The sequence below is a fragment of the Sinomonas notoginsengisoli genome, assembly GCF_021554725.1.
GTDB classification, from domain to species: Bacteria; Actinomycetota; Actinomycetes; order Actinomycetales; family Micrococcaceae; genus Sinomonas; species Sinomonas notoginsengisoli.
The window spans coordinates 1,090,243-1,100,817 of sequence record NZ_JAIZDP010000001.1 but is presented as its reverse complement, the minus strand read 5'-3'; the positions used below and the strand labels follow the sequence as shown (position 1 = coordinate 1,100,817).

Genomic DNA, 10,575 nt, shown 5'->3' with positions numbered 1-10,575 from the left:
CGGAGAAACCGCACACTCTCGGGGAAGGCGCGCCATGGGCTGGCTCTGGTTCCTGCTGATCGCGGCCGGTGTGGTCATCGGCTACTTCTGGGTCAGGAAGAACTTCAAGAACGAGATCGAGAGGTTCAGGCAGATCCGCCGCGCGAACCGCGACGACTGACCGGCCCACGGGACCGTTCAGGCGCTGACGGCTGGGCGCCGCCGTGCCCGGGCAAGCCTGCGCAGCCAGTAGTACGAGGCCTTGGGCGTGCGCTCGAGGGTTTCGAAGTCCGTGTGGACGAGCCCGAAGCGCTGGCTGTAGCCGGCAGCCCACTCGAAGTTGTCCATGAGGGTCCACACATACCAGCCGCGAAGCTCGACTCCCTCCGCAGGGCCCCCTGGCTGAATTGCGTCGAGTGCCGCTTCAAGGTGAGAGGCGAGGTAGGCGATGCGCGCGTCGTCGTGCATCACCCCGTCCGCCTGGGCCGGCTCGGGGAAGCTCGCCCCGCTCTCGGTGATGTAGACCGGCGGCAGCGACTTCCCGTAGCGCCGCCTGAGCTCACCCAGGAGGACTGCGCAGTGCATGGGGGAGATGGGCCAGCCGAAACCCGTGCTCGCATATTCCGGGAAGTCGGCAAGGTGGAACGGTGTCCGGGCTATCGCGGTCGTGGCGCTCACGCCGTCGGGGATCGGGCCGGGACCCGAACGGATGCGGGCAGGGTAGTAGTAGTTGACGCCGTAGAAGTCGAGGGGCTGGTGGATGGTCACGAGGTCTTCGGCGGGGACGTGGCTCAGGTACCGGAACGGGCGGGTGGCCAGGAGGGGCGGCCTCGGGTAGCGGCCCAGAAGCACGGGGTCGGCGTAGAGGCGGTTGAGCAGGAGATCCGCAATCCTGGCATGGATCCAGTCCCGGGGGCCTCGGGCAGGGTGGACCGGGGCGTGCATGTTCGTCACCCCGACGTCCCCGCGGACACCCACCGCCCGCAGTGCCTGGACCGACAGGCCATGGGCGAGGAGCTGGTGGTGGACGGCGGGCATCGCATCGAAGAGCAGCTGCCTTCCGGGTGCGTGGATGCCCAGCGCATAGCCGTTGAGGGCCACGGACACCGGTTCGTTGAGGGTGACCCAGCGGTCCACGCGGTCGCCGAACCGGCGCCCGGCCTCGGCGGCGTAGTCTGCACACCGCAGCGCGGTCTCCCTGCTCAGCCACCCGCCGTCGTGCTCCAGGGCCAGCGGCGTGTCCCAGTGGTACAGGGTCACCATGGGGGAGAGCCCGCGGGAGAGCATGCCGTCGACCAGCCGGTCGTAGAAATCCCAGCCGCGCTCGTTCCACGCGCCGCGACCCTCCGGCTGCACCCGTGGCCACGCGATCGAGAACCGGTACGAGTCGACGCCGAGACCGGCTACGAGATCGAGGTCGGCGGGGCTGAGGTGGTAGTGGTCGCAGGCAACGGCAGGGGAGTCGCCGTCCGCGATCATCCCGCGGCGTGCCGCGAAGTCGTCCCAGACGGAGGGGCCGCGGCCGTCCTCATCGAGCGCGCCCTCGATCTGGAAGGCGCTCGTGGCCACGCCCAGCGTAAAATCGTCTGGGATGCGCGCGGCCAGGCCCTCCACGCTCCAGTGGCCGGACGCGTCCGGGCCCGGCGCGCTGAACCGGTCCGCAGGGGGCATGGATCTATGATCCTCATCACCTTCGCTGGGGGCAATGGGCCGAGGATACCCCCTCTTCGCCGGGCGATTGGCGCATGGCGCAGATCTCTGGCAGACTAGATGAGTTGTTCAAGCGCTCCTTCGCGTCCCGATCCGGATAATGCCGGGTGCAGGGTCCAAGCTGGGGCCCAAATATGACCCACCTTCGCGAACAAGGCTAGGGATCGTGCGCGCCAGCGGCGCGACACGCCCGACCGCGGGGGTCGGAGAGGCCGGCTGTCTGAGGAACCCGGGGTAGCCCGGATTCAGGCAGTGCTGCCGGTGGTGGTCGCGACCTTGAATGCTTCGGCAGCCACAGCCAACAAAACAGTGAGCAAACAGTGCAGTGCTAGACAAACGAAAGCGAGTCAGGCGATATGGCGGGACAGAAGATCCGCATCCGGCTGAAGTCGTACGACCACGAGGTCATCGACACTTCAGCTCGGAAGATCGTTGAGACGGTCACGCGCGCAGGCGCGACGGTGGTGGGCCCCGTTCCGCTGCCCACGGAGAAGAACGTGTACTGCGTCATCCGCTCTCCCCACAAGTACAAGGACAGCCGCGAGCACTTCGAAATGCGCACGCACAAGCGGCTGATCGACATCATCGACCCGACGCCCAAGGCCGTCGACTCGCTCATGCGTCTCGACCTGCCGGCAGACGTCAACATCGAAATCAAGCTCTAAGAGGGAGGTGCTGAGAGAACTATGACCACTACCCGCAATGTGAAGGGCCTGCTGGGCACGAAGCTCGGCATGACCCAGGTCTGGGACGAGAGCAACAAGCTCATCCCCGTCACTGTCGTTAAGGCCGACTCCAACGTCGTCACCCAGCTGCGCAACGCCGAGACCGATGGCTACACCGCGGTCCAGATTGGCTACGGCCAGATTGACCCCCGCAAGGTCAACAAGCCGCTCACCGGCCACTTCGAGAAGGCCGGCGTGACGCCGCGCCGCCACCTCGTCGAGGTCCGTACCTCCGACGCCGAGTCCTACGAGCTGGGCCAGGAGCTCTCCGTGGGGACCTTCGAGGCCGGTCAGAGGATCGACGTCGTCGGTACCACCAAGGGCAAGGGCTTCGCCGGTGTCATGAAGCGTCACGGCTTCGCCGGTGTCTCCGCCTCCCACGGTGCGCACAAGAACCACCGCAAGCCCGGTTCCATCGGTGCCTGCGCCACCCCCGGCCGCGTCTTCAAGGGCCTCCGCATGGCCGGTCGCATGGGCAACGAGCGCCAGACGACCCTCAACCTCACCATCCACGCGGTGGATGCCGAGAACTCGCTGCTTCTCATCAAGGGCGCCCTCCCGGGTGCCCGCGGCTCGGTCGTCCTCGTCCGCACCGCCGTGAAGGGAGCCTGAACTCATGGCTAACGCAACTGTCAAGGTGGATTTCCCCGCCGAGATCTTCGACGTCCAGACGAACGTCCCGCTGCTGCACCAGGTCGTCGTCGCCCAGCTGGCCGCTGCACGCCAGGGCACGCACAAGACCAAGACCCGAGGCGAGGTGTCCGGTGCCGGCCGCAAGCCGTTCAAGCAGAAGGGCACCGGCCGCGCCCGCCAGGGCTCGATCCGCGCCCCGCACATGACCGGCGGCGGCGTTGTCCACGGCCCCGTGCCGCGCGACTACAGCCAGCGCACCCCCAAGAAGATGAAGGCCGCTGCCCTCCGCGGCGCCCTCTCGGACCGCGCCCGCAACGGCCGGATCCACGTGGTCGAGTCCCTCGTCGCCGGCGACAAGCCGAGCACGAAGGAGGCCCTGGCCACGCTTCGCGCTCTCTCAGGGCGTAAGAACCTGCTGGTCGTCATCGACCGCGCCGACGAGCTCGCGGCCCTCTCGGTCCGCAACCTCGCCGAGGTGCACGCGATCTATGCGGACCAGCTGAACACCTACGACGTTCTCGTCTCCGATGACGTGGTCTTCACGAAGGCCGCCTTCGACGCGTTCGTCGCCGCGAGGTCCAACGGCCAGAACATTGTGAACGAGGAGGGCTCCAAGTGAGCGCATCCAGCTACAAGGATCCGCGCGACGTCATCTTCGCGCCGGTCGTCTCGGAAAAGAGCTACGGGCTGATCGACGAGGGCAAGTACACCTTCTTGGTGGACCCGCGCTCGAACAAGACCGAGATCAAGATCGCGATCGAGCGAATCTTCTCGGTCAAGGTCGACTCGATCAACACGCTCAACCGCCCGGGCAAGCGCAAGCGCACCAAGTTCGGCTGGGGTGAGCGCAAGAGCACCAAGCGTGCCATCGTCACTCTCAAGGACGGCAGCACAATCGACATCTTCGGCGGTCCGCTCGCCTGAGCGGAGACCACTTTAACGAGGAACAGGTAAATGGCAATCCGTAACTATAAGCCGACTACCCCGGGCCGCCGCGGCTCGAGCGTGGCCGACTTCGCAGAGATCACGCGCTCGACGCCGGAGAAGTCCCTGGTGCGTCCGCTCCCCAAGAAGGGCGGCCGCAACAACTCCGGCAAGATCACCACCCGCCACAAGGGTGGTGGACACAAGCGCCAGTACCGTCTGATCGACTTCCGTCGCCACGACAAGGACGGCGTCGACGCCAAGGTCGCTCACATCGAGTACGACCCGAACCGCACCGCGCGCATCGCGCTGCTGCACTTCGTGGACGGCACCAAGCGCTACATCATCGCGCCGAACAAGCTGTCCCAGGGCGACATCGTCGAGTCCGGTCCGGACGCCGACATCAAGCCCGGCAACAACCTGCCGCTGCGCAACATCCCGGTCGGTACCGTCATCCACGCCGTCGAGCTCCGCCCCGGCGGCGGTGCCAAGATGGCCCGCTCCGCCGGTGCCTCGATCCAGCTCGTGGCGAAGGAGGGCAAGTACGCCCAGCTCCGCCTCCCCTCTGGCGAGGTCCGCAACGTCGACGTCCGCTGCCGCGCGACCGTCGGCGAGGTCGGCAACGCCGAGCAGTCCAACATCAACTGGGGCAAGGCCGGCCGCATGCGCTGGAAGGGCGTCCGCCCGACCGTCCGCGGTGTCGCCATGAACCCGGTTGACCACCCGCACGGTGGTGGTGAGGGCAAGACCTCCGGTGGCCGTCACCCCGTCAACCCGAACGGCAAGCCCGAGGGCCGCACCCGCCGCCCGAACAAGGCGAGCGACAAGCTCATCGTCCGCCGTCGTCGTACTGGCAAGAACAAGCGATAGGAGCCTGGACACATGCCACGCAGCCTGAAGAAGGGTCCTTTCGTTGACCAGCACCTCTTTGTGAAGGTCGCCAGGGAAAACGAGAAGGGCTCCAAGAACGTCATCAAGACTTGGTCCCGCCGCTCGATGATCATCCCCGACATGCTCGGGCACACGATCGCCGTGCACGATGGGCGCAAGCACATCCCGGTCTTCGTCACCGAGTCGATGGTCGGGCACAAGCTCGGCGAATTCGCCCCGACGCGGACTTTCCGCGGCCACGTGAAGGACGACAAGAAGGGCAAGCGCCGCTGACCCTGCCGCAAGGCAGCAGCAGCGCTTGGCTCTGAGAAAGAGAAGGAAAGCAATGGAAGCCAAGGCAATTGCGCGTCACATCCGCGTAACGCCGATGAAGGCCCGGCGCGTCGTCAACCTTGTTCGTGGCAAGCAGGCGAATGAGGCTCTGGCAATCCTGAAGTTCGCCCAGCAGGCGGCTTCGGAGCCGGTCTACAAGGTCCTCGCGTCCGCGATGGCCAACGCCCGTGTCCGCGCCGACCGCGACGGCGTCGCGTTCGACGAGAGCGACCTCTACATCTCTGAGGCGTTCGTCGACGAGGGCCCGACCATGAAGCGGTTCCAGCCGCGTGCCCAGGGTCGCGCATACCGCATTAGAAAGCGCACCAGCCACATCACTGTGGTCGTGGCGACCCCGGAGAACGAGGAGGCCCGCTAAATGGGACAGAAGGTCAACCCGCACGGGTTCCGACTCGGCATCACCACCGACCACGTCTCGCACTGGTTTGCCGACAGCAGCAAGCCCGGTCAGCGCTACAAGGACTTCGTCCGTGAGGACGTCAAGATCCGCCAGCTCATGACCAATGGCATGGAGCGCGCCGGTATCGCCAAGGTCGAGATCGAGCGCACCCGCGACCGCGTCCGCGTGGACATCCACACGGCCCGCCCGGGTATCGTGATCGGCCGCCGTGGCGCCGAGGCGGACCGCATCCGCGGTGAGCTCGAGAAGCTCACCGGCAAGCAGGTCCAGCTGAACATCCTCGAGGTCAAGAACCCCGAGGTCGAGGCCCAGCTCGTCGCCCAGGGCGTCGCGGAGCAGCTCTCGAGCCGCGTCGCGTTCCGCCGTGCGATGAAGAAGGCCATGCAGTCGGCCCAGCGCGCCGGCGCCAAGGGCATCCGCATCGCCTGCTCGGGCCGTCTCGGCGGCGCCGAGATGTCCCGCTCGGAGTTCTACCGCGAGGGCCGTGTGCCGCTGCACACGCTCCGCGCGAACATCGACTACGGCTTCTACGAGGCCAAGACCACCTTCGGCCGTATCGGCGTGAAGGTCTGGATCTACAAGGGCGATGTGACGTCGAAGGAGCTGGCTGCCCAGGCCGCTGCCGCTCCGTCCCGCGGCCCCCGCGGCGATCGTGGCGACCGTCCCGGTCGCCCCGGTGGCGAGCGCCGCCGTCGTCCGTCTGGCGACCGCCAGGCCCAGGCCGCTCCCGCGGCTGGGGCCGCTGCTGCCCCGGCAGCAGATGCAGCCGCTGCTCCGGCAGCAGAAGGAGGAGAGGCTTAAATGCTTATCCCGCGTCGTGTGAAGCACCGCAAGCAGCACCACCCGGGTCGCTCGGGCGCTGCGACCGGTGGCACCAAGGTCACCTTCGGCGAGTACGGCATCCAGGCCCTCACGCCGGCGTACGTGACCAACCGCCAGATCGAGTCCGCTCGTATCGCAATGACCCGTCACATCAAGCGTGGCGGCAAGGTGTGGATCAACATCTACCCTGACCGTCCGCTGACCAAGAAGCCTGCCGAGACCCGCATGGGTTCCGGCAAGGGTTCTCCGGAGTGGTGGATCGCCAACGTCAAGCCGGGCCGTGTGCTCTTCGAGCTCTCCGGTGTCTCTGACGAGGTGGCGCGTGAGGCCCTTCGCCTCGCGATCCACAAGCTCCCGTTGAAGGCGCGCATCGTGCGCCGCGAAGGTGGTGAATGAGAATGGCAGTCGGTTCGAAGGAACTGAGCGCTGAGAAGCTCGACCAGCTGGACAACGAGCGCCTCTTCGAGGAGCTCAAGAAGGCCAAGGAAGAGCTGTTCAACCTGCGCTTCCAGTCGGCCACCGGCCAGCTCGAGAGCCACGGCCGCCTCCGTGCGGTCAAGAAGGACATCGCCCGCATCTACACCATCCTGCGCGAGCGCGAGCTGGGCATCCGTGCCGAGGCCGCACCCGTGGTCGTCGAGACGAAGGATGAGAAGAAGGCGGCTAAGAAGGCTGCCAAGGCAGAGCCAGCCGAGGCTGCTGAGGAGGACGCCAAGTGAGCGAAGAGAACAACCTGACGGAGCACGCTGCCCAGCAGCGCGGCTACCGCAAGACGGCCCGCGGCTACGTCGTGTCCGACAAGATGGACAAGACGATCGTCGTCGAGGTCGAGGATCGCGTGAAGCACTCGCTCTACGGCAAGGTCATCCGCCGCACCGAGAAGCGCAAGGCCCACGACGAGAACAACACCGCCGGCATCGGCGACCTCGTTCTCATCGCGGAGACCCGTCCGCTGTCCGCCACCAAGCGGTGGCGGCTCGTGGAGATCCTCGAGAAGGCCAAGTAGGCCTCTCGCGGTTCTCGCGGACTGTCGAAGGCCCGTCCCCTCGGTGAGGGGGCGGGCCTTCCGCCGTCCGACGCGGGTTCGGGGGGCGCCCCGGGGCGCACGAGCGCGGGCGCCCGTCCCAGGCGCGGTGGCTTCTGAACGTCGAGCGCACGACTGCACGTGCTGGTTTCAGCAGCAAGTGCCTCTTACGCGCACTTCCTGTCGATAGCAGCACTCCTCGTGGGCTCCAGGCCGAAGGAGAGCAGCTTCGCACGGAACTGCGCGGGCCTCTCGAGATCCTGCCAGTCCCATCGGAGGACTGGATGGCCAAGCGCGAGGAGCCGGTTCTCGCGGCGCTTCTCCCGTTTGATGACTTCGATTGTCTCGGCTCCGGAAACCCCGCGTCCACCGAAGTACTTGCCCCATCCATCGAACTGGCCGATTCGTTCCCGCGCGGAACGGGCTTCCGCATCGATGACGTGATTGAGTGCAGCCCACGTGAAGTCGGTCCTCGCGACGAATCCGAGGGCATCGTGGTACTCGCACTGGAGCTGCGGTTCCGGGAAGCCCCAGAGAAGCATGAAGGCGCGGCTCACGGACTCCCCGGGCGATTCCGCTCCCGCACGGGCGAGCTGCGCGCGTGACGTGGCACGCTGCCTTTGAGTGCCGAAGGCAAGAGCGCCCACGGCCTCCGCGAACTCAGCCCTGTCGAGGAGGGGGGATCGAGGGGTTGAGGCGCACCGCGCCATCGGCGATCGTGAGTGCGCGCGCGAACTTTGCAGAACCGAGCACCTCCGCCACGGTGACCGCCAACGGTAGGACCCGGAATGGGCCGCCCTGTTCGGCCTCGAGGGGCACGTGCCGGTGCCGCCTGATGGGCGGCGGCGCCAGGTTCCTGGCCTGGACTGCCAGGGGCACTTCGCCGCACACCTCAAAGGTGGCTGGACGGATGCCGAGCCGAGTGGTTGTTGCTGTGGCCACATCGATGGTCGGAGGCGTCTTCACGACAGGCAGGCCACGCAGGAACAGGGCCGTTTCACCACAGAAGACCGTGTCAGGATAGGCCCAGGCCAGCGCAGCCGCCGCCAACCGGAAGCGGGAAGCCGCGTCGAGCCGCACCCAGAGCTCGGTCGACACATAGGCGCCACGGCGCAGGCGGACCGCGGAGCCCCGAGCGAAGAGGCGGTATGCGTCAGGGCGAGTGGTGACGACGGAGGCCAATGCCGTTTCGTAGAGGGCGTCCATGGTGTTCACGGATTCATGATTGCCGCCGCGCGAACGGGTGTGCATGGTTGTCGGGGCCCTATGTGGATGATCCGATCACCTGGCCGCGGGGCGGAAAAGGCCCTCGCGGGGCTCCTCCCGAGGATGGGAAGTGCCATTGTCAGCAGCAAGTGCCTGTAACCCGCACTTCCTGCTGACAAGACGACTTCCGGCAGGCCGGCGGGGCGCACGACGGCGAGTGGGCCGCTCGCCCGGGCCAGCCCGGCGCCGTCGTGCGTGGGGGCCGGGACCGGACCCCTGATTCGGGGTGGACACGGGCCCCGTGGTACGATATTGAGCTTGTACGGCTGGCTCTGCCATGCCGTCACGAACCTCGTGAACCATCGTGCCACCGCATAATGCCCTTCTGCCGAAGGGGAGCGCCCCGGCTGCTCTCACGGCAGGAGGGGACACATGCGCGCGGCACGCTGATTCAGGCCCGTTCTGGCCACATCCAGGCAGGTCGAGAGACGCCCCATCAACCGTTCCGCAAGGCTCGCCTGCAGCAGTAGAAGCAGTGCGAGAACCGGCGAGACGTAAGGAGTAGAAGTGATTCAGCAGGAGTCGCGGCTCAAGGTCGCCGACAACACGGGTGCGAAGGAAATCCTGACCATCCGCGTTCTCGGTGGATCCGGTCGCCGCTACGCAGGCATCGGCGACGTGATCGTCGCCACCGTCAAGGACGCGATCCCTGGCGGCAACGTGAAGAAGGGCGACGTGGTCAAGGCCGTCGTCGTCCGCACCAAGAAGGAGCGCCGCCGCGCGGACGGCTCCTACATCAAGTTCGACGAGAACGCTGCAGTCATCCTCAAGAACGACGGCGACCCCCGTGGCACGCGCATCTTCGGCCCGGTGGGCCGCGAGCTGCGCGACAAGAAGTTCATGAAGATCGTCTCGCTGGCACCGGAGGTGCTCTGACTCATGGGTGCAAAGATCAAGAAGGGCGACCTCGTCCAGGTCATCACCGGCACCAAGCAGGACAAGGGTGGCGATAAGGGCAAGCAGGGCAAGGTTTTGAAGGTGTTCACCGAGACGAACCGCGTGCTCGTCGAGGGCATCAACCGCGTGACCAAGCACACCAAGGTGGGCCAGTCGCAGCGCGGGACCAAGACCGGCGGAATCGAGCAGGTCGAGGCCCCGATCCACGTCTCTAACGTGGCCCTCGTGGACCCCGAGACCAAGAAGCCCACCAAGGTCGGCTTCCGTGTGGAGACCGTGGAGAAGGACGGGGTCACCAAGACCATCCGCGTCCGCTACTCCAAGGCCACCGGGAAGGACATCTGATGACTGAGACTGTCGAGACTCCGGTGAAGGTCGTTCCCCGTCTCAAGACGAAGTACGCGGAGGCCATCAAGGGCGCCCTCCAGGAAGAGTTCAAGTACGAGAACGTGAACCAGGTTCCCCGCCTGGTCAAGGTTGTCGTGAACATGGGCGTCGGCGACGCTGCCAAGGACTCGAAGCTGATCGAGGGCGCTGTGCGCGACCTGACCCTCATCACGGGCCAGAAGCCGCAGGTCACCAAGGCCCGCAAGTCGATCGCCCAGTTCAAGCTGCGTGAGGGCATGCCGATCGGCGCCTTCACGACGCTGCGCGGCGACCGCATGTGGGAGTTCGTGGACCGCCTTGTCACCCTCGCGCTGCCCCGTATCCGCGACTTCCGCGGCCTCTCGGGCAAGCAGTTCGACGGCAACGGCAACTACACGTTCGGGCTCACCGAGCAGGTGATGTTCCACGAGATCGACCAGGACAAGATCGATCGCCTCCGTGGCATGGACATCACGGTTGTCACGACCGCGAAGACCGACGACGAGGGCCGCGCGCTTCTGAAGCACCTCGGCTTCCCGTTCAAGACCGAAGACTGAATCACTACGTGAAAGGTCCGCTGCGCGCGTGCCAGGCACAGCCTGGAA

18 protein-coding genes are annotated in these 10,575 nt (G+C 66.4%); 15 read left to right on the top strand and 3 right to left on the bottom strand.

Annotated features, from left to right (window positions below):
* Positions 1-34: 34 nt before the first annotated feature.
* Positions 35-160: a hypothetical protein gene (locus tag LF262_RS16895; RefSeq protein WP_268933495.1), complete on the top strand. Its 126-nt coding sequence runs from the start codon at positions 35-37 to the stop codon at positions 158-160.
* A gap of 17 nt (positions 161-177) precedes the next feature.
* On the opposite strand, the gene LF262_RS05200 is transcribed toward LF262_RS16895, so the two are convergent.
* Entirely contained in the window at positions 178-1,650 is a 1,473-nt protein-coding gene (locus tag LF262_RS05200; RefSeq protein ID WP_235779158.1) for a GH1 family beta-glucosidase, read from the bottom strand.
* Between the two features lie 395 nt (positions 1,651-2,045).
* Between LF262_RS05200 and rpsJ the strand changes: the two genes are divergently transcribed.
* The 11 genes from rpsJ to rpsQ are packed head-to-tail and all read left to right on the top strand — an operon-like array spanning position 2,046 to position 7,423.
* Positions 2,046-2,354: a 30S ribosomal protein S10 gene (gene rpsJ / locus LF262_RS05195; RefSeq protein WP_043119398.1), complete on the top strand. Its 309-nt coding sequence runs from the start codon at positions 2,046-2,048 to the stop codon at positions 2,352-2,354.
* A 21-nt stretch (positions 2,355-2,375) separates the two neighbouring features.
* Entirely contained in the window at positions 2,376-3,026 is a 651-nt protein-coding gene (gene rplC, locus LF262_RS05190) for a 50S ribosomal protein L3 (RefSeq protein WP_235779157.1), read from the top strand.
* 4 nt (positions 3,027-3,030) lie between these two features.
* On the top strand, positions 3,031-3,666 hold the full coding sequence (gene rplD, locus LF262_RS05185; protein ID WP_235779156.1) for a 50S ribosomal protein L4: 636 nt from the start codon (positions 3,031-3,033) through the stop codon (positions 3,664-3,666).
* Positions 3,663-3,971 carry a 50S ribosomal protein L23 gene (gene rplW / locus LF262_RS05180; protein ID WP_066499543.1) on the top strand — a complete coding sequence of 103 codons (309 nt, stop codon included), beginning with the start codon at positions 3,663-3,665 and terminating at the stop codon, positions 3,969-3,971. The genes rplD and rplW overlap by 4 nt, the downstream gene beginning before the upstream one ends.
* A 30-nt stretch (positions 3,972-4,001) precedes the next feature.
* Positions 4,002-4,841, top strand: a complete 840-nt coding sequence (rplB, locus tag LF262_RS05175; protein WP_208709953.1) for a 50S ribosomal protein L2 — start codon at positions 4,002-4,004, stop codon at positions 4,839-4,841.
* Between the two features lie 12 nt (positions 4,842-4,853).
* Entirely contained in the window at positions 4,854-5,135 is a 282-nt protein-coding gene (gene rpsS, locus LF262_RS05170; protein WP_235779155.1) for a 30S ribosomal protein S19, read from the top strand.
* Positions 5,136-5,187: 52 nt separating this feature from the next.
* Complete coding sequence (gene rplV, locus LF262_RS05165; protein WP_235779154.1) at positions 5,188-5,553, top strand: 50S ribosomal protein L22; 366 nt, start codon at positions 5,188-5,190, stop codon at positions 5,551-5,553.
* Complete coding sequence (gene rpsC / locus LF262_RS05160; RefSeq protein ID WP_235779153.1) at positions 5,554-6,396, top strand: 30S ribosomal protein S3; 843 nt, start codon at positions 5,554-5,556, stop codon at positions 6,394-6,396.
* Positions 6,397-6,813, top strand: a complete 417-nt coding sequence (gene rplP, locus LF262_RS05155) for a 50S ribosomal protein L16 (RefSeq protein WP_189693031.1) — start codon at positions 6,397-6,399, stop codon at positions 6,811-6,813.
* Positions 6,814-6,815: 2 nt separating this feature from the next.
* Positions 6,816-7,136 carry a 50S ribosomal protein L29 gene (gene rpmC, locus LF262_RS05150; RefSeq protein ID WP_235779152.1) on the top strand — a complete coding sequence of 107 codons (321 nt, stop codon included), beginning with the start codon at positions 6,816-6,818 and terminating at the stop codon, positions 7,134-7,136.
* Positions 7,133-7,423: a 30S ribosomal protein S17 gene (rpsQ, locus tag LF262_RS05145; protein WP_308190491.1), complete on the top strand. Its 291-nt coding sequence runs from the start codon at positions 7,133-7,135 to the stop codon at positions 7,421-7,423. Before rpmC ends, rpsQ begins: the two co-directional genes overlap by 4 nt.
* Before the next feature lie 185 nt (positions 7,424-7,608).
* Here the strand turns inward: rpsQ and LF262_RS05140 are convergent, their stop codons facing one another.
* Complete coding sequence (locus tag LF262_RS05140) at positions 7,609-7,998, bottom strand: hypothetical protein (RefSeq protein WP_235779151.1); 390 nt, start codon at positions 7,996-7,998, stop codon at positions 7,609-7,611.
* A 103-nt stretch (positions 7,999-8,101) separates the two neighbouring features.
* A complete protein-coding gene (locus LF262_RS05135) occupies positions 8,102-8,656 on the bottom strand; it encodes a hypothetical protein (protein ID WP_235779150.1) in 555 nt (184 codons plus the stop codon).
* A 558-nt stretch (positions 8,657-9,214) separates the two neighbouring features.
* Between LF262_RS05135 and rplN the strand changes: the two genes are divergently transcribed.
* From rplN to rplE, 3 genes are read left to right on the top strand one after another with little or no spacing between them, the layout of a single operon-like run.
* Positions 9,215-9,583, top strand: a complete 369-nt coding sequence (rplN, locus tag LF262_RS05130; protein WP_043119386.1) for a 50S ribosomal protein L14 — start codon at positions 9,215-9,217, stop codon at positions 9,581-9,583.
* A 3-nt stretch (positions 9,584-9,586) separates the two neighbouring features.
* The gene (gene rplX / locus LF262_RS05125; RefSeq protein ID WP_235779149.1) at positions 9,587-9,949 is read left to right on the top strand and encodes a 50S ribosomal protein L24; all 363 of its coding nucleotides are present in this window, start codon (positions 9,587-9,589) and stop codon (positions 9,947-9,949) included.
* On the top strand, positions 9,949-10,527 hold the full coding sequence (gene rplE / locus LF262_RS05120) for a 50S ribosomal protein L5 (protein ID WP_235779148.1): 579 nt from the start codon (positions 9,949-9,951) through the stop codon (positions 10,525-10,527). Before rplX ends, rplE begins: the two co-directional genes overlap by 1 nt.
* The last annotated feature ends 48 nt before the right edge of the window (positions 10,528-10,575 follow it).